Source organism: Vibrio sp. T13N (genome assembly GCF_032970445.1).
GTDB classification, from domain to species: domain Bacteria; phylum Pseudomonadota; class Gammaproteobacteria; order Enterobacterales; family Vibrionaceae; genus Vibrio; species Vibrio diabolicus.
On the sequence record NZ_JAWJYE010000002.1, the window covers coordinates 552,952 to 576,254 of the forward strand.

General features: G+C 45.3%; 18 protein-coding genes. 10 read left to right on the plus strand and 8 right to left on the minus strand.

Annotation, left to right across the window (positions count from 1 at the left end; translation table 11 throughout):
* Positions 1-13 precede the first annotated feature (13 nt).
* Positions 14-1,252, minus strand: a complete 1,239-nt coding sequence (locus R2S67_RS05350; RefSeq protein WP_054868071.1) for an NRAMP family divalent metal transporter — start codon at positions 1,250-1,252, stop codon at positions 14-16.
* A gap of 275 nt (positions 1,253-1,527) precedes the next feature.
* Positions 1,528-2,181 (minus strand): GTP cyclohydrolase I FolE, encoded by a 654-nt coding sequence (gene folE, locus R2S67_RS05355; protein WP_006741127.1) that lies wholly within the window; start codon positions 2,179-2,181, stop codon positions 1,528-1,530.
* Positions 2,182-2,468: 287 nt separating this feature from the next.
* On the opposite strand from folE, the gene moeA reads away from it, so the two are divergent.
* The 7 genes from moeA to R2S67_RS05390 all read left to right on the plus strand — a co-directional run bounded on the left by moeA (position 2,469) and on the right by R2S67_RS05390 (position 10,846).
* A complete protein-coding gene (gene moeA, locus R2S67_RS05360; protein ID WP_317342725.1) occupies positions 2,469-3,704 on the plus strand; it encodes a molybdopterin molybdotransferase MoeA in 1,236 nt (411 codons plus the stop codon).
* 9 nt (positions 3,705-3,713) lie between these two features.
* On the plus strand, positions 3,714-4,463 hold the full coding sequence (gene moeB, locus R2S67_RS05365; protein WP_317342726.1) for a molybdopterin-synthase adenylyltransferase MoeB: 750 nt from the start codon (positions 3,714-3,716) through the stop codon (positions 4,461-4,463).
* A 185-nt stretch (positions 4,464-4,648) separates the two neighbouring features.
* Positions 4,649-6,760 (plus strand): LruC domain-containing protein, encoded by a 2,112-nt coding sequence (locus R2S67_RS05370; protein ID WP_317342727.1) that lies wholly within the window; start codon positions 4,649-4,651, stop codon positions 6,758-6,760.
* Positions 6,761-6,770: 10 nt separating this feature from the next.
* Positions 6,771-7,226 (plus strand): hypothetical protein, encoded by a 456-nt coding sequence (locus R2S67_RS05375; RefSeq protein WP_047008137.1) that lies wholly within the window; start codon positions 6,771-6,773, stop codon positions 7,224-7,226.
* Positions 7,227-7,366: 140 nt separating this feature from the next.
* Positions 7,367-7,663 carry a hypothetical protein gene (locus tag R2S67_RS05380; RefSeq protein WP_317342728.1) on the plus strand — a complete coding sequence of 99 codons (297 nt, stop codon included), beginning with the start codon at positions 7,367-7,369 and terminating at the stop codon, positions 7,661-7,663.
* 39 nt (positions 7,664-7,702) lie between these two features.
* Positions 7,703-8,533, plus strand: a complete 831-nt coding sequence (locus tag R2S67_RS05385) for a sulfurtransferase (RefSeq protein ID WP_005396103.1) — start codon at positions 7,703-7,705, stop codon at positions 8,531-8,533.
* A 21-nt stretch (positions 8,534-8,554) separates the two neighbouring features.
* On the plus strand, positions 8,555-10,846 hold the full coding sequence (locus R2S67_RS05390; RefSeq protein WP_317342730.1) for an EAL domain-containing protein: 2,292 nt from the start codon (positions 8,555-8,557) through the stop codon (positions 10,844-10,846).
* A 25-nt stretch (positions 10,847-10,871) separates the two neighbouring features.
* Here the strand turns inward: R2S67_RS05390 and R2S67_RS05395 are convergent, their stop codons facing one another.
* Positions 10,872-12,164 (minus strand): glycoside hydrolase family 18 protein, encoded by a 1,293-nt coding sequence (locus R2S67_RS05395; RefSeq protein ID WP_048624843.1) that lies wholly within the window; start codon positions 12,162-12,164, stop codon positions 10,872-10,874.
* A gap of 131 nt (positions 12,165-12,295) precedes the next feature.
* Entirely contained in the window at positions 12,296-13,297 is a 1,002-nt protein-coding gene (locus R2S67_RS05400) for a sugar-binding transcriptional regulator (protein WP_317342731.1), read from the minus strand.
* 466 nt (positions 13,298-13,763) lie between these two features.
* Between R2S67_RS05400 and tal the strand changes: the two genes are divergently transcribed.
* Together tal and tkt are read left to right on the plus strand one after the other, a co-directional pair.
* Positions 13,764-14,714: a transaldolase gene (gene tal, locus R2S67_RS05405; RefSeq protein WP_005396118.1), complete on the plus strand. Its 951-nt coding sequence runs from the start codon at positions 13,764-13,766 to the stop codon at positions 14,712-14,714.
* A 123-nt stretch (positions 14,715-14,837) separates the two neighbouring features.
* On the plus strand, positions 14,838-16,829 hold the full coding sequence (tkt, locus tag R2S67_RS05410) for a transketolase (protein WP_268844568.1): 1,992 nt from the start codon (positions 14,838-14,840) through the stop codon (positions 16,827-16,829).
* A 125-nt stretch (positions 16,830-16,954) separates the two neighbouring features.
* On the opposite strand, the gene R2S67_RS05415 is transcribed toward tkt, so the two are convergent.
* The 3 genes from R2S67_RS05415 to aroG form a co-directional block, all read right to left on the minus strand.
* Positions 16,955-18,523, minus strand: coding sequence for a PAS domain-containing methyl-accepting chemotaxis protein (locus tag R2S67_RS05415; protein WP_317342732.1), 1,569 nt, complete (start codon positions 18,521-18,523; stop codon positions 16,955-16,957).
* A 211-nt stretch (positions 18,524-18,734) separates the two neighbouring features.
* On the minus strand, positions 18,735-19,907 hold the full coding sequence (locus tag R2S67_RS05420; protein ID WP_046875894.1) for an MFS transporter: 1,173 nt from the start codon (positions 19,905-19,907) through the stop codon (positions 18,735-18,737).
* Between the two features lie 141 nt (positions 19,908-20,048).
* A complete protein-coding gene (gene aroG / locus R2S67_RS05425; protein ID WP_005396134.1) occupies positions 20,049-21,101 on the minus strand; it encodes a 3-deoxy-7-phosphoheptulonate synthase AroG in 1,053 nt (350 codons plus the stop codon).
* A gap of 461 nt (positions 21,102-21,562) precedes the next feature.
* Between aroG and R2S67_RS05430 the strand changes: the two genes are divergently transcribed.
* Complete coding sequence (locus R2S67_RS05430) at positions 21,563-22,555, plus strand: OmpA family protein (protein WP_005396135.1); 993 nt, start codon at positions 21,563-21,565, stop codon at positions 22,553-22,555.
* An 87-nt stretch (positions 22,556-22,642) separates the two neighbouring features.
* Here the strand turns inward: R2S67_RS05430 and R2S67_RS05435 are convergent, their stop codons facing one another.
* Entirely contained in the window at positions 22,643-23,245 is a 603-nt protein-coding gene (locus R2S67_RS05435) for a beta-phosphoglucomutase family hydrolase (RefSeq protein WP_031780520.1), read from the minus strand.
* Positions 23,246-23,303: the final 58 nt, after the last annotated feature.

Consider the following 23,303-nt stretch of genomic DNA (forward strand, 5'->3'; position numbering starts at 1 on the left):
TATCAATAAGACATCAACCCACAAACTTCGCCATGAAGTTCCCAATGTTAGTCAAACTCGATGCCGCCATTACGATAACAATCGCTGCTCCAGTTAGCGTTAAGTACATTGGGTGTTGGTAGTCACCGACAATATCTTTGCGCTTTGTCGCAACCAATACAGTGCCCAAAACGATAGGAAGAATAATGCTGTTCACTAGGCCCGCTAGCATCAAAAGAAGAATTGGCATGTCCATGGTTACCGTGCCTAGCGAGGTTAGGATAATGAAACCAACACACCACGCTTTCTCGTTTCGCGCCACAACTGGGAAAAGCGTCTTAATTAATGAGATAGCCATGTAAGAGTTGCCAACCACAGACGTGATGGAAGCTACAAACAGTACTAAGCCAAAGATGAAGTAACCAAGCTGGCCAGCACCTTGACGGAAAGCATCCGCCGCAGGGTTAGCCGTATCCAGCGTTGCGCCTGTCGCGATAACGCCAAACACTGCCAAAAACAGTAGGATTCGAATAACCACCGCAATAGAAATACCAGCCCACGCTGTTGAGGTGATGGAAGGCACGTTCTCTTTGCCTTTCAAGCCGATGTCTACTAGGCGTTGTGCCCCCGTGTAGTAACCGCCAACTGCACCGCCAACGATAGTCAACGTAGGCAGAAGCAAACTACCAACATCCATAGGCATCACCGCTGCACTTAGTGTCTCTCCCATCGGAGGTAAGCTCGTCATAGCCACGTATGCGATCAGAACGATCATGAACAAGCCAAGGTAGCGGGCCATTTGGTCCATTCGTTTGGAGGCGTTATGAACCACAAACAACAAACAGCCAACGACACCGGTAAACAGTGCGCCCCATGTTGTGTCCACGCCCGTTAGCACATTGATGCCTAACGCTGCGCCACTCACGTTGCCAAAGTTAAACGCCACTGCACCAAGCGCAAGGAGAATACCAACACCATAACCCATGCCGGGTGCCACTTTGTTCGCAATGTCTTGGATTCGCATGCCAGAAACGCCGACAATACGCCACAAGTTCATCACAATACCAAACGTGATAAAAATGGAAGCCAAAACTGGAAATGCCATGTCGACTTTGTAGATATTTGTGAAGACTGCGGTTTGAGTCAAAAAGCCGGGACCCACAGAGGTTGTCGCCATCAAAAAAGCGACACTGAGCATGGCTTTCTTTTGCCAACTGCTTTCTGTAACTGGAGCTGAAATAGAGGAGGTGCTGATAGTGCTTTGTGTAGTCATGCCGAGTCCCAAATTAGTTGTCTTTCTATTATTAGAAAATAGAAAGACAACTGACCGAGATCAGCTGAACTTAGAGAAATATCTCTTTTTAAAACAAACGATTACAAGTTGTAGCCGTTCATTGGGCGCATATATTAAGAGCAACGAATGTGACTGTCAATACACAATTGCATAATTACTATTTATTGCGACTCACTTGACGATGATTTGGATATAAAAGATATAAAAAAGGATGGCAACTCGCCATCCTCTCTCAATTTTATTTGTCGATTTGATTAACGCAGACCATGCAGAAATTCAGCACGGGTCGCTGGGTTGCTCTTAAAAATACCACCTAACGCTGTAGTCGTGGTTTCACTGGTGGCATCCATCACACCGCGTGATTTCACACAGTAATGCGTCGCGTCGATAGTCACCGCTACATCGTCAGACTCAAGCAATGTTTGCAAAGCAACAAGGATTTGCTGGGTCATACGCTCTTGAACTTGAGGGCGTTGCGCAAAGAAACGAACAATACGGTTGATCTTAGACAGGCCAATGATCTTACCGCGAGGAATATAAGCAACAGCGGCTTTTCCGTCGATTGTCACAAGATGGTGTTCGCACGTACTGGTCACAGTAATGTCTTTCACGCGAACCATTTCGCTCACGTTCATCTTGTTTTCGATAACTGTGATCTTGGGGAAGTTGGAGTAATCCAAACCAGAGAAAATCTCGTCCACGTACATTTTTGCAATGCGGTGTGGCGTTTCCTCTAAGCTATCATCCGTAAGGTCGAGCTGAAGCAGACCAAGAATCTCACGCATGTGGTATTCAATCTTTTCCTTCTTCTCTTCACGGCTAACGGCATTAGGGCGCATTGGTGTTTCTAACCCGCGTTGCTCTAGCGCTTCTTTCACTAACTTTGCTGACTCGCTAAGACCTGACATTCCACTTCCTCTTTTGTAACTACCACTCTCGGTGTGAAATACAATTGCCGTGTTTTCATCCCGTAGCGTTAAAGTCGCTCAGTCCGATGTTTATAACGCCAAGGCACATAACAAGAATACACTGAGCTATTTTCTCATGCTCCGTAGGAACTTTACCCCTTTCGGATGGGTGACAAGGATACTCGGATTTTTGAATAATTACACCCATATTTTATAGGTGGACATTCTTACTCGGTCCCCTTTTATGGTAGAGTTGCCACAAAACAAAAGAACATAGGATTATCTCAATGGGCTGCTGCGACGCACCTGGCTTGATGCCAATTGAAGAAGCGATGGATAAGATGCTATCGCGAATCAAACCTATCCAAACGACACTTTCTCTTCCTCTTGCTGACGCTCTGGGTTTTGTGCTGGCTGAAGACATTTTATCGCCAATTCACGTGCCCCCTTTCGACAATTCAGCGATGGACGGTTATGCCATTCGTATTCAAGACCTAGAAGTGTCTACAGTGTTGACTCTGGCAGGTAAATCCTTCGCAGGTCAGCCTTTTGAGGGTGAATGGCCGGCAGGCACTTGTGTTCGAATCATGACTGGCGCGAAAATTCCGGAAGGCTGTGATGCCGTTATCATGCAAGAAAATACGGAAGTGACCGACGCTGGTATTCAGTTCAACCAAACGGATGTGAAGCCGCAAAATAACATCCGCCCTACGGGTGACGACATCAAGCAAGGCGATATTGTATTGGCAAAAGGCGCGCGCCTGACACCGCGCGATATTCCAATGATTGCCTCTCTTGGTGTCAGCCATGTCACCGTCGTGCGTAAGCCAAAGGTGGCATTTTTCTCCACAGGTGATGAACTTAAACCATTGGGTGAGCCACTCAAGGCTGGTCAAATCTACGACAGTAATCGTTACGGTATTAAGCCGCTGATCGAAAACTTTGGTTGTGAAGCGATTGATCTTGGCATTATCCCTGATTGCCCAGAAACATTAAAAGCAACGTTTGAAAAAGCACAAACGCTTGCGGATGTGGTTGTAACGTCTGGCGGTGTCAGCGTTGGTGAAGCAGATTACACCAAAGACATTCTTGAAGAACTTGGCGAAATCGGTTTCTGGAAACTGGCAATCAAGCCGGGTAAACCTTTCGCATTTGGCAAGTTAAGTACTGCTTGGTTCTGTGGGCTACCAGGTAACCCTGTATCTGCGGTACTAACAATGTACGTACTTGTTCAACCAATGTTGGCTAAATTGGCTGGCCATACTGAATGGAAAGCACCTGAGTCTATCCCTGCTACGACAAAAACTGCATTTAAGAAAGCGCCAGGCCGCACGGACTACCAACGCGGTATCTATACTCTAGAAAACGGTAAATTTGTCGTTGAAACCACTGGCAACCAAAGTTCAGGAGCCTTTCGCTCAATGAGTTTGGCAAACTGCTTTGTTGTGTTGGAACGTGAGCGTGGCCGTGTGGAAGTAGGCGAAACGGTTCAAATCCAACTGTTTAACTCAACGTTATACTAGGAACGTACCGTGGATATTCTTTCCGATCAGGAGATGCTGCGCTATAACCGCCAGATCATTCTTCGTCAGTTCGATTTCGAAGGGCAAGAAGCGCTCAAACAAAGCTCGGTGCTTATTTTGGGTGCTGGCGGTTTAGGTTGCGCTTCTAGCCAATACCTTGCCACGGCTGGTGTTGGCAATATTACTTTTATCGATAACGATATTGTTGAACTCTCCAATTTACAACGCCAAGTATTGCACCACGACGCCGATATTGGCCGTAAAAAGGTTGACTCCGCGGCGGATGCGTTGCGGGAACTTAATCCTCATATCGAAGTAAACACCGTCGCTAAACGCCTTGACGACACTCAGCTTCAAGCTTTGATTGAACAACACACTGTGGTGGTCGATGCTTCAGATAACGTCGACACTCGCAATCAACTCAACCGACTCTGCTTTGCAACAAAAACACCGCTTATTTCTGGTGCAGCCATTCGTATGGAAGGCCAAGTGAGTGTGTTTACGTACGACGACCCAACTCAACCGTGCTATCAGTGTTTGAGCTCGCTATTTGGCAGCAGTGCATTGAGTTGCGTTGAAGCTGGCGTAATGGCGCCTGTTGTGGGTATTGTTGGCGCTGTACAAGCGATGGAAACCATCAAGGTGATTGCAAATTACGGCCAACCCAAAAAAGGGAAGATCCTCATTCTCGATGCGTTTAGCATGTCCTGGCGGGAAATGAATTTGATGAAAATGCCGACCTGCCCTGTTTGTGGCTAAGTAACGCTGTCAGCTTATCAATGAAGATTCTCAAAAAGCTCAACGTAACGTTGAGCTTTTTCTTATTCTGAGATTCATATTTCGAACCAAATAACTTACCGACATAAAATTCATTATAAACAGTAAGTTAAAAACTGGCACATTCCTTTCATTGCATATCATACAAACCAATGAGAGGGCGAATCATGAAAAGGACATCACTATTACTTGGATCTCTGTTCGCAAGCGCATACGTAAGCGCAGCGCCATTCGACACTTGTCCGAGCAAAGCATATTTATTCCAATCGACCCCAGTGCAAGTTTACGGCGTTAATCTGGTTACCGGATCAACCAAGTTACTGACCGACGATGTGGGCTTAGCATCTGGTATTAACGGCGTCGGTTTCAACTTCACTGATCGATACATCTATGGTTACGATACAACCAACTTGAAAATCGTACGTTTAGGCCAGGACTTTCAAGCAGAAACTCTCAACGTACAAGGGCTTCCTAGCCATACGTTTTTTGTCGGCGACGTGTACAACCACGTATACTACTTGTATCGCAAAGGTAAAGGGCTGTTTTCCATTGATCTGTCGCCGTTAGATACGGACCCAAATGCTACCTTAATCCTGAATAAAATCACATCAAATGCAAGCGTGAGTTTAACCGATTTTGCGTTCCACCCTGGCGACGGTGCGCTCTATGGTATCGATAATGGGTCTGGCGTATTGTATAAATTCGATACAAAAACAGGCCAAGTAACCGCGATCGGCAATACAGGGGAAACGGGTACCTTTGGTGCAGGCTACTTTGATGTAAACGGAAACTACTACGTATCGCGTAACCAGGACGGCAAAATTTATCGCGTCGACTTATCAGAAAATAACGCCGCCAATATCGCTGCGGGCATTGTTCCTGCTGTAGAGTTTGTGTCTAACGGTCCAAGTTCCAGCCAAAATGACGGTGCCCGATGCGCGAACGCTCCTGTTATTGACGAAGACGAGCCAATTGACTTTGGTGACGCACCTGACACTTACGCTACCTTGCTCTCTTCTAACGGACCACGCCACGCTGTTGATGGTGTAACTTGGCTTGGCACAATTGCGCCAGATGGTGATGCCGATGGACAAGTGGCTCCGTCTGGAGATAACAAAGTTGGTACAGCAGATGAAGATGGCGTCGGCTTTGTTACCGCACTCGACCCAGGGTTAAGTTCACTAGTGAGCGTAACTGCATCGACATCCGGCTACTTGTCAGCTTGGTTTGACTGGAACCGAGATGGTGACTTTGCTGACGAAGGTGAGCAAGTATTCACCGATGAGTTACTCTCTGCAGGCAGCAATACGCTTCCATTTGTCGTCTCTGAACTGGCAACCGCAGGCCCTAGCTGGAGCCGATTCCGCTTTAGCCAACAAACTGGTCTGAACTTCGATGGCGGATCAACATCAGGTGAAGTAGAAGATTACCCAATCACAATCACTGAAAACGGCGTATCCGTACAGCACTTCCCAAGTGCCGATTCCTACGCAACGGTCGCGTATGAAGACAACTGGCCTTACACCGCTGACTACGACATGAATGACGTAGTCATTAAGTTCCGTATGACTGAAACACGTATGGACGGCACGGTGGAAAATATCCAAATTAGCGGAGATCTGGCCGCCTATGGGGCTGGCTATAAAAATGGCTTTGCTATTCGTCTACCTGGCGTTTCGAAAGCAAGCATTGAAAACGGCTTAACAAAGCTAACGTTTAATGGCAAAGGACAACCGACCAACGGTCTAGAAGCGATATCAGAAGAAGCCATCTTCATTATCAGTGACGACCTCAGTCAGTATGCGCAAAGTCAATGTGCGTATTTTCGAACCCAAACAGGTTGTAATGATAACGTCGCGTTGTCTTTCACACTGACCATCTACTTTAAGGAAGGAGCCGACCGCTCAGCGCTACAGGCCATGCCTTATGACCCATTTATCTTTGCCACCCCCAATACATATCACGGCGATGGCATCACCTTTCAACCAGGTAGAAAATGGGAAGTACATTTGCCAGACCAAGCACCAACTGAGCAGTTTGATGACGCAAACCTATATGGCGTGGGCGTAGACGCAAGTGACCCGGCTCGAGGCGTGTACTTCAAAACAGCGAACAACCTCCCTTGGGCATTGCTTATCGTCGAAGAGTGGAATTGGCCGCTAGAGAAAGTTGACTTAGTTGACGCTTACCCAGAGTTTGCCACCTACGCCGAGTCTGGTGGGCGAGAAGGAGCAAACTGGCATACCCAACCTAAAGCAAACAAACGTTACATTCCATAGGAGAAACATCATGAAAAACTTAATCACAATCATCATGGGATTAGCGTTAACAGCCTGCGGCGGTGGCGGTGGCGGCGGTGGAGACAAAAGCAACGATAGCGCTACTCCACCTCCAGCTCAAACTACCGTTATTGTTGAAGAGCCAAGCATGCAAAATTTAGACGTACCAGATGGGTTCGATTATGACCCAAGGTTAGAAAGCTCACTTGCGGTAGATATTAGTGGTTACTCTTTACAGCGCGCACATCTGAGCATTTATAAGGAGTACCGTGAAGATGCGTCTGGAACCTACCAAGCGAAATATTCGAGCAATATTGCTTCTGCTGCGCTGACGAGTGGGAAAGCTAAATTAGACTTCTCCACCTCGGACAGCCAAGATAACCTGTTAGTCGAAATTTGGTTCTACGATGGCTCAGAACCTCTTCAAAAAGTCGTCTCAACCGGAAATACGACATGGCGCATGTAAGATGCTCTATTGGTGAGCATTGATACTCGGGACTGGCGCAAGCCACAGGTTTTAAGACAAAATCGCATCGTTCTTTGAACATGCGATTTTTTTGTTGTAAAACAAAATGATTACTTGAAACAATAGCAATGGAGCGCAAATTGGATAATCCCAAAACCTATATGTTGGTCTTCAGCGGTTTCATTGCCCTACTTGTGCTCTTGTTGCTCATTAAGCAAACGGATGAAAACACGGTTTCAGCCACCGTCATTAGCAACACTTTAACTCAGTCCCTTGATGGTCAACGTCGGTACCTCACTATTAATTCACCTGAGATAGAGCAACAACGAGTGACGGTTCCAGTGTCCGCATCTTGTCCAGTGGGCTCTATTGCGTTGTTCCACCAAGCATCCCGCTCAAGTTTTGACTCATCCCTTTCATTCATTCGCTGTGACTAAAGATACTGTGCGAACTTCCCAAATCAGAAGGATTTAACCATGCAAGCATTGATCGATGCCAAAGAACTTCATGCTTTATTAGACCAACCAAATGTAAAACTTCTAGACGCGAGTATTCGTTTTCAAATTCCTTCCGAAGGGAAAAAGATCACCAATAAGTGGATTCCAGGCTCATTGCGTTTCGACTACGACAATGACTTTTGTCTGCCAGATACCAATCTCCCTCATATGATGCCAACAGAAGAAGGGTTTAATCACAGCGCTCAGAAACTTGGCCTGAACAACGAAGACCTTATTATTGTTTATGACAACTCTGGAACACTCGCCTCTCCGCGCGCATGGTGGATGTTTAAGGCAATGGGACACGATAATGTCAAAGTGCTTAATGGTGGCCTCCCGGCTTGGATTGAGGCTGGATTGCCTGTCACGGATGCCTTGTCAGAAGCTAAGCAGCTTGGAAACTTTACCGGGAAATTAAATAAACATGCTTTTTTGGACGCAAATGCAATATTAGAGTACTCAAACAATTGCAGTGCAAACATTGTTGACGCTCGCTCACGTGCACGTTTTTTAGGCGAGGTACCAGAGCCAAGAGAAGGACTGCGTTCTGGTCATATTCCTAATTCTGTTTGCCTCCCTTTCCAAACATTATTGAGTAATGGCTTTATAAAGGCAGACTCGGAATTGAAACAAGCATTTAGTGCACTAACGTTATATAATGATAAATCAATCATTTTCAGTTGTGGCTCAGGTGTAACGGCCTGTATTTTGCTGCTAGCAGCATACCAGTTAGGTTGGCGTGATTTATCGGTCTATGACGGGTCATGGACAGAATGGGGCGCAGACCACTCATTACCCATTACTCGCTAATCTAGGAGCTATCGAAGCGGCATGGTCAGGTTAAAGAAGAACATTTGGACACTATACATGGCGCTACTTACGATAAGTGCCGTGCTGTTCGTGTTGTTTGGCCGCTACCATTATGAGTCAACCCTGAATAAGTACAAAGATAAGCAGCTCCTACAATTGGAGCTGTTTGCTTCTTCTGTCGAATCACTTCTGAAAGGACAAGAATCGCTACTTGAAGTCATTGGTCATCAGTTGGTCGAGAGAAATGACTTTACTCGTACAGCAGCAGTTCAAACTCGCCCGATGCTGGACAAACTGCTCAGTATCCATCCGGCGATTATTGGATTCGGCCTAACCAACCCCGATGGAGACTACATCGCCGTAAGCTCCAATTTGATCTTGGCAAAGCTGCATAATCTAAAACAAGATCCACTGACTCGTGATACCTTTTTGGCAGCACTCAACTCCGACCGAATGATTATAGGTCGAACGTATTTTATGCCAGCTCAAGATTCACTTGTGATTCCGATCCGAAAAGCAATTCCAAATAAAGATGGTGTTGTACAAGCAGTGATGACGGCTGGCTTTAATATGAATTCATCTTCGGTTTTTCGTAACGACATCCATGCCAATGAGCACAACCGGGTCACATTGATACGCAGTGATGGCTACCTTACTTTTAGCTCGTCAGAAGACACAACCCTAGAAGATTACCTAAAACCTGCCAATGATTTAGATATAAAAGCCGTTATGGCTCAAATCACAAAAGATTCAGGCTGGGATATGGCGCAACTAAAAGACCTCACACGAGCGCTCAATATTGTTGTCGACAATTCTCGCCTGAGTGAGTTAATCACATTGAGATACCTTCCTGATTATCATCTTTGGGCCTCTTCCTCGACAGATTTGAATTTTATTAAGCGCGGATTTTACAAACAGTTTGCACTGTACTCGATTGTTTTTCTTATCGTCCAAGGTGCTTTTTACGCTTTATTCCGCTCCATTGCGAACAATGAACATAAAACAAAACTGCGTTTGCTCTATCAAGCGAACCACGATCATCTCACTGGATTACCAAACCGAGAGTACCTACGCGCAAACATTCGACACTGGCTTTCTGGGAAAGGGAATCCTTTTTCTTTGATGTTTATCGATATTGATAATTTCAAATCAGTCAACGACACACATGGTCATGACTTTGGCGACGAAGTTCTAAAACAAATATCTATCCGCTTAAACACCTTTGTTAACGATGGCCGATTAATCATCCGTGAAGCCAGTGACGAGTTTATTTTTCTAACGAATCGAATTGATGAAGTAAGCGTTAAAAGACTAGCGAGCGACTTAATAAATGCGCTATCAGAACCCTACGAAGTCAATGACAGTCAGTTCCTGCTCAGTTGCAGTATTGGTATTGCCTGCTATCCACACCATGGTGAAACATTAGATGAACTGCTCCTTTCAGCCGATATTGCGATGTATCAAGCGAAAAAACAACGCAACGTATACAGCCTGTTCAATCAGCAGATGCAAGCTACACACCTGCGTAAAATGAAAATTGAGCAACGCTTGAGGCTCGCGATAGATAAGCAAGCGCTTCATATGGTTTATCAACCTCAGTTAAACCTAGAAGGCGATATTTATGGTGTCGAAGCGCTTATTCGTTGGAGTGATGATGAGCTCGGCTTAGTCCCACCAAGTGAATTTATTCCCGTCGCAGAAAGCACTGGGTTGATGGTTCGTATTGGTGAACAAATCATTGAAAATAGCCTGACAGATATGGCTAAACTGACTGGTAATATTGATACATCTATCCAGATGTCTATTAACATCTCGGTCAAACAGTTTGTTCACGCCAAATTCATTACTAATCTTATGAATGCTATTGAGAAACGCGGCATCGAATGTTCAAAGATTACCCTAGAGATCACCGAAAACCTGTTTATTGAAGATCTTGAAAAGTTCACACCAATTTGCGAGCGCTTGCATGCTCTTGGCTTTAAAATCTCGCTCGATGATTTCGGGACTGGCTACTCTTCATTAAGCATGTTGCGTACGCTACCTATTGACGAGGTGAAGATTGACAAGAGCTTTGTCGATCACATTGAGCATGACAAAAAAGCGCTGAATATGGTTAAGAATATCATTTCTATCGGCAAAAACTTTGAAATGAAAGTACTAGCTGAAGGAGTAGAGACGCTGCAACAACTGAATGAGTTAAAAGCTTGCGGTTGTGATTTGATTCAGGGCTACTTCTACTCTAAACCTTTATCGCTTGAAGACTTGATCGCTTTTACGAAGCAGAACCAAAGCAAAGAAACCGTAGTTGAATAACTACGATCGCTTTGCTTAGAAGGTTTTATTTATTCATTTCTTGGTACATCACCTCCACCAACTCGCCTTTCGGGTCGCCTGATAATTCCCAGGTAAAAATGCCACCTAAGTTCGCCTGTTTAGCCCAATTTGCTTTGGCTTTGATCGAGCGTTGATCTTCGTAAGAGATAAAGACTTTCTTTACAGGATGCCACAAGTAAGGCGCTTGAGATTGCTCATCATACTTGTACTCGTAGCCCTGCTCCGCTCCATAGTTCTTCACCAAATCCCAAAACATGAAATAGCCGTTCTCACCCGTACCAAACTGCGCTCCTTGCTCGGATACAAGATCTTGCGTTGGTAAGCCACCCGAGAAGTCTTTGGTGCCTTGCCAGCCACGCCCGTAAAACGCAGCGCCAATCACCAGTTTCTCACTTGGAATACCGAGCTCGATCATCTGGTTGATGAACACGTCTGCGCCCATGCCCCACCAGCTTCGCTCAGTCGCATGCAAGTTGGTAGTATGCCCGGTTTGCTGCCCCCAACCACCAAGGAAGTCATACGTCATTGCAAACATGTTAGTTAGGTACGGCTCCGCGGCTTTCCAATCGATACCTGCTGCTTTTGGACCAACGCCTACAGCAGTAGAGAGCTCGTATTCACGTTTGGTTTGATTTGTGAGTTCATCTAACTCTGCACGCATGGTTTTCACCAAATAGGTAAAGGCCTCACGCTCAGATGCTTTTTGTTCATCAGAAAGCTTGGTGTCAGGGTTCCAAGGCGACGTTGTTAAACCGCCACCACCTGGGTATTCCCAATCCAGATCAATACCATCAAAGAAATCATACTGAGCAATCAACTTAACGGCAGTTTTTGAGAATTGATCCATCGCTTGTTTGCTTTTCGCCATAGCATGGAACGGTTCGGACATTGTCCAACCACCAAAAGAAGGGAGCATTTTAAGATCAGGATGTTGTTTCTTCATTTCAGCAAGTTGAGCGAAGTGGCCTTTGTATGGCACGTTAACGGAGACATCGCCAAAGTCCTTTTCTAATGCTGCTTCGGTATCGACAATGATCGCCGTATACGGATCTTTTCCTTCACATTGTTCGGCAACCAGTTTTTGTACCGTTTCAGAAGCACCGGTATGAGGGCCGCACATACTAAGAAACGCGTAAATCACGTGCGTCAGTTTATCGGCGGGAATATCGTTCACCGTGTATGGGTTTTCTGCATTTGCGTACTGCCAATCCGCAAAGTAACCCGCTACGACTTTTTGCTCGGCGTGCGCCGCACCAGTTAGCCCCATAATCAGTGCAGCAAGAAGTGTCTTTTTCATTGTGTTCTCCAGAGTAGATGTACAAATTTAAAGCTACTCCTAGAGAATATTTTTAACTTGAAAACGAAATCAGGCTGCGAGTCATTTATAACTCCTCGCAGCCTGATTACATAAGTTGCATATTATTTGTGCTAACTCTCAGATGCCGCGTTACCGTGCATCTGCTCATCCAAGTTCAATACTGTCAAAGCGTTGCTTACACTGGTAGCAATCACGTCGATTGCACCGGTACGTAACGCACCAAGTAATGCAAGCGGTTTACTGTTTTCAGCAGCGATAGCAATCACTTCTGCGATTGGCCGAAACTCTTCAATTCCAAGGCCAATGACACGGTCACTCATTACGGTGTTGGCAACGTTACCGTGAATATCAAAGAAGTCATAACCCGCAAAGTCCCCTACTACACCTTGTTTTAGTCGGGATTGAACCACTTCATCTGGTGTAAACCACCCTAGATCGACCATGTAGCTGTTTTCGCTCATATCACCAATACCAACTAAAGCGACATCGGCTTTACGTGCTAGGTCGAGCGTTTGTTTCACGGTTGCATTTTGCATGAAAGCCAACTTCTGTTCTCTGTTCTCTGCATAAGCCGGCGCATAGAGAGTTTCGGACGTTCCACCGTACTTTTTCGCTAACTGACGACAAATGTGGTCGGCGTTATACATACCACCACGTGGGTGAATACCGCCGATACCACATACAAATTTACAGTCACGCGGCGTAATAACACCAATATGGTGAGCGACGGACGACACGTTGCGCCCTTGTCCGACCGTCACCACCATGCCGTTTTTAAGCGTGCTGGTGAGGTAATTGGACACCAATCCCGATACCTGTAGTCGTTGTGCTTCTTCATTCGGCTGATCAAGAGCAACAAGCGCGCGCTTAACGCCGAATCGCTCGATCAAACGTTGTTCAATCTTGGCGCTAAACACCGGGTGGTATTTAACGGTAATTTCAACGATGCCTTCATCACGCGCCTGCTTGAGCATTCGCCCGACCTTTGCGCGTGATATGGCAAATTTTCTCGATATCTCTTCCTGAGTCGCACCGTCTTGATAATACGCGACGGAAATCTCTGTCAACAAATCCGTGTTTTCAATGGAAATATCTTGATTAGAACTGCTCATGGTTTCTCTCGCCCTTTAAGAGGATCGATATTGTATGCAATAAGTGAGCATATGCTCATCGACTTAGCATATGTTCTTTATCAATTTAAACGCTACATTTGCTCATCGCAATAACATTTTCTCACTACAATTTTTTACCCTCACGTACAACGCTCAACCTTTGAACAATAAGGGCAAACGTTTATTTGGGTTAACCACTAAACACACAGTAAAAAAACGTTGATGAAGTTCACTATAAGTCGATTTCAGCGATTGACTTTCAGCATAGATAGGATAAATATGGACACATCATTTACTCAGCTATCGATCAAATGTTCATTGCATTTGTTCGGTAACGAAATTTTCCGTAGTTGGCTGAGCAGATGTCTCATTAAATGCGATGAGACGATTAGCTAACTCGCTTGCAAATGCACAAGCTGTGATAACAAAAATCACGCTTAAGCCCATTTAAATAGGATGATCGATTATGAGCAACAAGTTAGAGCAACTTCGTAAACTAACGACTGTAGTAGCAGACACTGGCGAAATTGATGCAATCAAAAAGTATCAACCAGAAGACGCAACAACTAACCCTTCTCTTATCCTGAAAGCCGCTCAAATCGCAGAGTACGCACCTCTAATCGATGCTTCAATCGAATATGCTAAAGCACAGAGCAACGACAAAGCTCAACAAGTTCAAGACACTTGTGACATGCTTGCAGTAAACATCGGTAAAGAAATCCTAAAAACTATTCCAGGTCGTATCTCTACAGAAGTTGACGCACGCCTATCTTACGATATGGAAGGAAGCGTAGCGAAAGCACGTCAACTAGTAAAAATGTACAACGATGCAGGCATCACTAACGACCGCATCCTTATCAAACTAGCGTCTACTTGGGAAGGTATCCGCGCAGCAGAAATCCTAGAGAAAGAAGGCATCAACTGTAACCTAACGCTTCTATTCTCATTCGCTCAAGCGCGTGCTTGTGCAGAAGCTGGCGTATTCCTAATCTCTCCATTCGTTGGCCGTATTATGGACTGGTACAAAGCGAAAGAAGGCCGTGACTTCGAAGCTTCAGAAGATCCAGGCGTACTGTCTGTAACTAAGATCTACAACTACTACAAAGAGTACGGCTACAAAACGGTAGTAATGGGCGCAAGCTTCCGTAACATCGGTGAGATCCTAGAACTGGCTGGCTGTGACCGTCTAACTATCGCTCCTGCTCTACTTGCTGAGCTAGAAGCGGCAGAAGGCGAAGTGGTTGAGAAGTTGGTTGACTCTAAAGGCGCAGCTGAGCGTCCTGCACCAATGACTCATTCTGAGTTCCTATGGGAACACAACCAAGACCCAATGGCGGTTGAGAAACTGGCTGAAGGCATCCGCAACTTCGCCGTTGACCAAGGTAAACTAGAAGCGATGATCGAAGCTAAGCTTTAATTGCTTACCAAAAGCGAGTAGCCCGTCTACTCGCTTTTACCATCAGCGCTTATTCAAGATTTTCTATTTGAACTTGTTTCGACGAGTTCCCTCTATTTAAACCCTTATCGAGAAGTAATCACTATGGATCGTAAATATCTAGCAAATGCAATTCGTGCGCTAAGCATGGATGGTGTTCAACAAGCTAACTCTGGTCACCCAGGTGCACCTATGGGCATGGCTGATATCGCTGAAGTTCTTTGGCGCTCTCACCTAAACCACAACCCATCAAACCCAGAGTGGGCCGACCGCGACCGCTTCGTACTGTCTAACGGCCACGGCTCAATGCTAATTTACTCTCTACTGCACTTGAGCGGTTACGAGCTATCTATCGATGATCTGAAAAACTTCCGTCAGCTTCACTCTAAGACTCCAGGTCACCCAGAGTACGGCTACGCGCCTGGTATCGAGACCACAACGGGTCCTCTAGGTCAAGGCATCACTAATGCGGTTGGTATGGCTCTAGCTGAGAAAGCGCTAGCAGCACAGTTCAACAAAGAAGGCCACGACATCGTTGACCACTTCACTTACGTGTTCATGGGCGACGGCTGTCTAATGGAAGGTATCTCGCACGAGGCATGTTCTCTAGCAGGTACGCTAGGCCTAGGCAAACTGATCGCATTCTGGGATGACAACGGCATCTCTATCGATGGTCACGTTGAAGGTTGGTTCTCTGACGACACGCCTAAGCGTTTTGAAGCGTACGGCTGGCACGTAATCCCAGCAGTAGACGGTCACGATTCTGAAGCGATCAACGCTGCAATCGAAGCGGCGAAAGCGGATCCACGTCCTACACTTATCTGTACTAAGACAATCATCGGTTTTGGTTCACCAAACAAATCTGGTTCACACGATTGTCACGGTGCGCCACTAGGTGCAGAAGAAATCGCAGCAACACGCAAAGAACTAGGTTGGGAGCACGGTCCTTTTGAAATTCCGCAAGAAGTCTACGCAGAATGGTCAGCGAAAGAAACAGGCGCAGCTAAGGAAGCAGCGTGGAACGAGAAATTTGCAGCTTATGAAGCAGCGTACCCTGAGCTGGCAGCTGAATTTAAACGCCGCGTAAACGGTGAGCTTCCTGCACAGTGGGAAGAGAAAGCAAGCCAAATCATTGCTGATCTTCAAGCAAACCCAGCAAACATTGCATCACGTAAAGCATCTCAAAACGCTCTAGAAGCATTTGGTACTCTACTACCTGAGTTCATGGGCGGCTCTGCTGACCTAGCGCCTTCTAACCTGACCATGTGGTCTGGTTCTAAGTCTCTAGAAGCAAGTGACTTCTCTGGTAACTACATCCACTACGGTGTACGTGAATTCGGTATGACGGCGATCATGAACGGTATTGCGCTACACGGTGGTTTCGTTCCTTACGGCGCGACATTCCTAATGTTCATGGAATACGCTCGTAACGCAATGCGTATGGCGGCTCTGATGAAGATTCAGAACATCCAAGTGTACACGCACGATTCTATCGGTCTTGGCGAAGATGGCCCAACTCACCAACCGGTTGAGCAAATGGCATCGCTACGTCTAACGCCAAACATGAGCACATGGCGTCCATGTGACCAAGTTGAATCAGCAGTGGCTTGGAAACTAGCGATTGAACGTAAAGATGCACCAACTGCGCTTATCTTCTCTCGTCAGAACCTAGCGCAACAAGAGCGTGATGCGGAGCAATTAGCAAACATCGCGAAAGGTGGTTACATCCTGAAAGATTGCGAAGGCAAGCCAGAGCTAATCCTTATCGCAACAGGTTCAGAAGTTGAGCTAGCAGTAGAAGCAGCAGCACAGCTAACTGCTGAAGGTAAGAAAGTACGCGTTGTTTCAATGCCATCAACAGATGCATTTGACAAGCAAGACGCCGCTTACCGTGAAGCCGTTCTACCATCAGACGTAACAGCTCGTATCGCTATCGAAGCAGGTATTGCTGACTTCTGGTACAAGTACGTAGGCTTCGACGGTCGCATCATCGGTATGACTTCATTCGGTGAATCTGCACCGGCTGGTGAACTGTTCAAAATGTTCGGTTTCACTACTGAAAACGTAGTAAATACAGCAAAAGAACTACTAGCATAATTGCAGTAAAAAGATATCAGTTTTCTCTATTGCGAATGTGAAAACTGAAAAGCCCCGCCAGCAATGGCGGGGCTTTCTTTTATCTCGAATTTGTTTGGGATATTTGGCGGCGCTGAAAGGCAGCTTTACGACTGCTTATCTTCAAATCGAAGCGCGAGCTGATAGAAATCTTGTACTTGCTCTTTCAACTGACGGCTGTTTTGCTCTACGGAGTGCGTTGCTGCCAAGTTTTGCTCTGCCGTAGAAGCAATAGAGTGAATATGCTGATTTACATCGCTGGATAGCTTCAGCTGATTATTCGCCGCTTCCGCCACATCGACCATCAACCCACTCATGCTTTGCATCATCTGTTCAACCTCAGACAAGCGAAGCGCGCTTTGTTCGGCAACCTGAGAACATGTATCCGTTTGCTCTTTGTTTGCCAGAATGTCTTTTTGCCAACTTTGTATCGTCGCCAACATAGCAGAGATAGACGCTTGGATTTGTTCAGTTGCATTGGATGTGCGACCAGAGAGCGCGCGCACCTCATCGGCAACAACAGCAAAACCACGCCCTTGCTCACCCGCCCTCGCCGCTTCAATTGCCGCGTTAAGTGCCAGTAAATTGGTTTGTTCTGCGATCCCGCCAATCTCTTCCATCAAATGATTCACTTTCTGCGCCTGATCACTCAGTTGATACGTCGTTTCCGTCGCTTTTTCAGCTTGAAGGCTCAACTGCGTTAGATTGGTGTGCGTTTGATCGATCGTCTCTTTGGCCATCATGCATGACTTCAATGTGTCATCAATTAGCATATGGGCATCATTGGTGCTAGAAGAGACTGAATTCGCCGAAGACTCCACCTCTTGAGTCGCATCACGTACGCGATGAATATCGGTGTTTTGCTGATTTAATGCAGCCGAAACTTCTGCGGTGGTTTGGCTCAATTCTTCAGCACAATGCTGCAACGGCAGTGCGGAGTCAGTCATTCTTCCCAACACGGTTCGAATTCTTGCGGACAGCATTTTGATATGGAAATCGGCAATCGAAAATGCCGTATTACCAGAATAGATCAAGCGACTCACGCTGTCGTATTGCTTTTGTAACTTTTTCAGTTGTTGAGGCGTATCAATTAATTCTTGACGGAATAACAGCGCTAGAACACTCGCAGGTAGTGCACTTGCAAGCCAAGCTAATGGACCTTCAATAGACAATGCATATGCGGCTGCAGGTGCGGTCAATGCGCCAAGTAGAATCGCATAGCGAATGGTTTCATTGAGTTTCAACGACCAAGTACGACCTGATTTCTCGGCGGCGCGCATACTCTTGTAGGCTTTCGTGGCTATATCAACCCACTCTCGCTTTGGCTTCACGCGCACAGATTGATAACCAACAACGTGGTTATTTTCATAAATAGGGGTGACATAGGCATCAACCCAATAGTAACCGCCCGACTTAGTGGCATTCTTAACCATGCCGCGCCAGGCTTTGCCTTGCTTAAGACGTGTCCACATATCGCCGAAAGCGGCTTTAGGCATGTCATTGTGGCGAACGATATTGTGGTTCTGACCGACGAGTTCTTCGTGAGTGTACTCAGCAACACGGCAAAAGGCGTCGTTACAATACGTAATAACACCTTGTAGGTTCGTTGTTGAGACGAGTTCCTCAGACTCCCTCACGAGAGTTTCTTGAGCTTTATGAGAAATATTGGCTGACATAGACGAAACTTCTGTAGTTTTTATTGATTTTCGGCAAGATATATACAGGATTTTTATTTTTATTACAAAAAGTTAGATAAAAAGTCTTATCAAATCGACATTTTTAGTGTGGGAATTCACATTATCAATAAAAATATAAAGAAGAAGTTGTGGAGTTGAGCTAATAAACAAAACCCGACACGTTATGCCGGGCTATGTATAGAAGATCTAATCAAGCAGTTTGGGATTCCGTTTCTTTGTTCGTTTTCAAAGCAAACATCACGATGACGAGCAACACAAAAGGAAGAACGTACAAATTAAGGTTTTGCCAACCTACGGTGGATTCAAGCCAGCCAGATAGTAATGCAGTGATAGTGACACAACTGAACACGAAGAATTCATTAAATGCTTGAGCCTTGCTCCTGTTTTTCGCTTCATAGCTTTGACTAAATAACCCAGTTGCCGCGATAAACATAAAGTTCCAACCAACGCCTAACAGAACTAAAGCAAGACTAAAGTGCCAAATGGACACTCCATGTATGTTAATTCCGATGCAAGCAACAAATAGCAATCCACCGGCTAAAATCATATTCTTCGCGCCAAACCGCTCTATCAAGCGTCCCGTGACAAACGCCGGTGCAAACATGCCCAGCACATGCCATTCGATCACTCCTGCCGCTTTGTCAAAATCAAAGCCACAACCAATCATCGCCAGAGGCGTTGCTGTCATTAAAATGTTCATTACCGCATACGCAACCATTGCGGCGATAACCGCTAGCATGAAATTAGGTCGACGGATAATGTGCCCCACTTTATCCGCTTTAGTATGTAGAACTTGTGTGTGTGCTGGTGGAAAACGAATCGTTTGCAGCACGATCAACGCAGTTATATAAAGTCCAATAAGCACGGCAAAAGCACTAATGTACAAACCATCATCTGACCATTGCTGCGAATACACCGCCAAATTAGGGCCAAGTATCGCCGCTAGTACCCCTCCCGCCATAGATATCGAAATCGCCCTGTGTCTTGCCGACTCTTCACACACTTCAATAGCAGCAAATCTGTATAGCGTTCCGAAGCCAATACCAACACCAAGCAAAAAGGTAGAAACACAGAACAGATAGAAGTTCTGTTGACTTAACGCATACGTCGCTAGGCTGGCACCCAAAATGCCAATAACATTACCGAGACTAAACCCAAGTCGACGTCCCAACTTGCCCATAATTAGTGATGCTGGGATCGTCGCAGCCATCAGTCCTAAAAATTGCAGCGCAACGGGCAACGTAATAAAACTTGATGACGGCGCAAGTGTTTTGCCAATAAGGGCAATAACAGATATGAGTAAAATATTCCCTGTCATTAATAGGGCTTGGCAAAGGGATAATAGCCATACATTACGATTCAATTCCAAATTCCTTTTGGTTACAGCGCATACAGATAACATATAGGAAAGCAGAAACAATAGAAAGAGATGCGAGTAATTCTCAATAAAAAGAGCCAGAGACACAATGCCTCTGGCTCTTTAAAAAAGTTCTTTCTGTTGAGCTTATTTGTTACGGCGCGCTTTTACTGCATCAGAAAGCTGACGAAGTACGGTTTCCGTATCTTCCCAACCGATACATGCATCGGTAATCGACTGACCATAAGTGGCCGCTTTGCCATCTACTAGGTCTTGGCGACCTTCAACTAAATGAGACTCAATCATCACACCAAAAATTGCTTCTTCGCCACCAGCGATTTGCTCTGATACGTCATCAGATACCAACATTTGACGTTTGAACTGCTTCGAGCTGTTAGCGTGGCTAAAATCAATCATCACTTTTTTCGGTAGCCCAGCGCCATCTAACTCATCTTTAATTTGAGCAACATGCGCTGCACTGTAGTTTGGCTCTTTACCACCACGGAGAATGATATGGCAATCAGGATTGCCAGCGGTTTCTACGATCGCAGAATGACCGTATTTTGTTACTGATAAGAAGTGGTGAGAAGCACTTGCAGAACGAATCGCGTCGCTCGCGATCTTAATGTTCCCGTCTGTACCATTTTTAAACCCAACAGGGCAAGAAAGGCCAGAAGCAAGCTCACGGTGAACCTGAGATTCTGTCGTACGAGCACCGATAGCCCCCCAACTGATCAGATCCGCCACGTACTGAGGCGTGATCATATCTAGGAACTCACTCGCGGTCGGCAAGCCCATATCGGTAAGATCAAGAAGAAGCTTACGTCCAATACGCAGACCATCATTCAGCTTGTAGGTATCATTTAGGTAAGGATCGTTGATCAGACCTTTCCACCCTACCGTTGTACGCGGTTTCTCAAAATAAACTCGCATCACAACTTCTAGTTGTTCACCAAGTTCATCACGTAATACTTTTAGCTTTTTACCATATTCAACCGCAGCTGCAGGATCGTGAATGGAACACGGGCCAACAATTACAAGTAATCGGTCATCTTTTCCTTCAAGAATATTGTGAATGGCATTACGGCAATCAAAAGTGGTCGAAGAAGCGGTTTCAGTCGCTGGGAACTTCTCTAATACTGCTACAGGTGGCAATAACTCTTTTACTCTATTTATTCTTACATCATCAGTTTGAAACATTACTTCTACTTCCTGGTTTTTATTTCCGACCCAATTTTTTGCCAACTGAACTCATTGCAACATTGTTCACAAAGCGAGCAGCATCAAGGGCTCTGGTCATTTTCTGTCTAGCGTTTAAGTAACTTATCGGCTTAGGCGTAGACTTGCAATCAGTTTTTGCAAATAAATGCAAATAAAAACCACCTGTTAACCACCGCGCACAATGTAAAATAAAGTTTACGAAAAAAAGTTCAAAATAATCATCAATTTTCTTATGACCCTAAAAATCTTTACTACAATGTAAGAAATATCAGAAGTTTGTGAGGTGTTATTGGTTAGTAAATGTTGATCAAGTTCAAAGATATTGTTGCTTGATATGAAATGATTAGAATATTAAACTAATTTCTTATAAACGCTGGTTTTTTCTAATTTTTTGATAAAACGAAGTAGAAGTTAATATGCAATCAATACAAGGAAACATTATGAACAAAGTAGCAATTGCAGTAGCAGCAGTGGTAGCTGGTAGTAGCGCGCTTTTAAACTCTGCTCAAGCTGAAATGTATATCGGGGGCAAAGTAGGCATGACTACACTTGACGATGCTTGCTATCTAAATAGCCCTTGTGATGATGAAGCTTTTGGTGCTGGACTACATATCGGTTATGACTTCACCGATATCATCGGGCTAGAGTATGGTGTCGACTTCTTAGGCGATTACAAAGCTAACTTTAAGTCAGGGGCTAATACAGTTAATACGATCGACGGCAATTTAACGGCTTTAACTCTCGCACCTAAATTCAACTGGCACTTAAACGAATCTTGGAACTTATTCGCTAAGATCGGTGGTGCTTACATGATGTCTGATGACGAAAAAGATTTCGTTCCAACTGGCTCGCTAGGTGCTGAATACACTATCGACAGAAACTGGAGCGTACGCGCAGAATATCAACGCTATCAAGACCTGTCTGATGACGTATGGGACGACATGGACGCTAACTTCTTCGGTATCGGCTTTAACTACAAATTTGCGGCTGCGCCAGTGGTTGCGGCAGTTGTAACAGAAGAAGTGGTTGAGCCAGATCCAGAACCAGTGATGATGAGCAAAGTGCACAAAGAAGAGTACGGTACAGGTACGTTTGAATTCGACAGTGCTAAGCTAACAGACTCTGTTTCGGAGCGTCTAGACAACTTCGTATCATTCTTGAACGAATACCCTCAAGCTCAAGTAGAGATCACTGGCTACACGGATAGCTCTGGTCCTGCGACTTACAACCAAAAACTGTCTGAGCGTCGTGCTCAATCTGTTGCGGATTACCTAACTGCTGCAGGCATTGACTCAGATCGTTTAACTGTGAAAGGCATGGGTGAAGAAAACCCAGTTGCTGACAACAGCACTCGTGAAGGTCGTGAGAAAAACCGTCGCGTAGAGGTTGTGGTTCCTTCGTTTGAATACCAAGAGCTAGTTCAACCTGAATAAACATTTATGATACTTTATCTATGATGTTGTAAAAGTTAATGGGGTGCGTTTGCACCCCATTTTGATCTCGCTTTATCGCTCTTTTTACTATGGTTTTGGAAAAAAGATTAACTCGTTATCTTGCACCATAACGCAATCCATACCCGCTGCATGCGCCGCTCGTTTACCTAGCTCGGTATCCTCGAATACAAGACATTGTGACGCTTCCAACCCAAGGTGCTCGGCCGCCACCAAAAAGGTATCCGGAAAAGGCTTATGGTTCTCTACATCACTTGCAGTTACCACAACATCCAACTTGTCCAATAAACCGGAGTGGCTCAATAAGCGCATGGCACTTTCTCGTTGACTGCCAGTCCCGACCGCTATTTTCTTGTGGCCTAAATATTCTTCTAACACGATATTAGTGCACGGAATAACGTCCCCGTGCAGCTCCATAGCAGCGAACGTTTCCATTTTAAATGTAGCGACGGTTTTAGGATCTAATGAAAGCTCATGCACACGGTTTAGCTCCTCAACAATTTTAAAGCTCGGCATGCCCCCTAAACTGTGAAACCACTCCTGACAAAACGGAAAATCAAAACGATCTGCGGTTGCTTGCCAAGCAGCCAAATGGGCTGGCATGGTATCTATTAAAGTACCATCCATATCAAATATGAATCCCTCATAGGGCCTAAAATCAATCGTGCTCATGTCTTTTCTTCTATTTGTACATCTGTGATGTTAATTTATCAGCTCTTTCAATCGTCCT

Coding starts and splice junctions, on each gene's coding strand:
- R2S67_RS05350 (WP_054868071.1), bottom strand. CDS start 1,252: ATGACTACACAAAGCACTATCAGCACCTCCTCTATTTCAGCTCCAGTT.
- folE (WP_006741127.1), bottom strand. CDS start 2,181: ATGTCAGGTCTTAGCGAGTCAGCAAAGTTAGTGAAAGAAGCGCTAGAG.
- moeA (WP_317342725.1), top strand. CDS start 2,469: ATGGGCTGCTGCGACGCACCTGGCTTGATGCCAATTGAAGAAGCGATG.
- R2S67_RS05370 (WP_317342727.1), top strand. CDS start 4,649: ATGAAAAGGACATCACTATTACTTGGATCTCTGTTCGCAAGCGCATAC.
- R2S67_RS05375 (WP_047008137.1), top strand. CDS start 6,771: ATGAAAAACTTAATCACAATCATCATGGGATTAGCGTTAACAGCCTGC.
- R2S67_RS05385 (WP_005396103.1), top strand. CDS start 7,703: ATGCAAGCATTGATCGATGCCAAAGAACTTCATGCTTTATTAGACCAA.
- R2S67_RS05390 (WP_317342730.1), top strand. CDS start 8,555: ATGGTCAGGTTAAAGAAGAACATTTGGACACTATACATGGCGCTACTT.
- R2S67_RS05395 (WP_048624843.1), bottom strand. CDS start 12,164: ATGAAAAAGACACTTCTTGCTGCACTGATTATGGGGCTAACTGGTGCG.
- R2S67_RS05400 (WP_317342731.1), bottom strand. CDS start 13,297: ATGAGCAGTTCTAATCAAGATATTTCCATTGAAAACACGGATTTGTTG.
- tal (WP_005396118.1), top strand. CDS start 13,764: ATGAGCAACAAGTTAGAGCAACTTCGTAAACTAACGACTGTAGTAGCA.
- tkt (WP_268844568.1), top strand. CDS start 14,838: ATGGATCGTAAATATCTAGCAAATGCAATTCGTGCGCTAAGCATGGAT.
- R2S67_RS05415 (WP_317342732.1), bottom strand. CDS start 18,523: ATGTCAGCCAATATTTCTCATAAAGCTCAAGAAACTCTCGTGAGGGAG.
- aroG (WP_005396134.1), bottom strand. CDS start 21,101: ATGTTTCAAACTGATGATGTAAGAATAAATAGAGTAAAAGAGTTATTG.
- R2S67_RS05430 (WP_005396135.1), top strand. CDS start 21,563: ATGAACAAAGTAGCAATTGCAGTAGCAGCAGTGGTAGCTGGTAGTAGC.
- R2S67_RS05435 (WP_031780520.1), bottom strand. CDS start 23,245: ATGAGCACGATTGATTTTAGGCCCTATGAGGGATTCATATTTGATATG.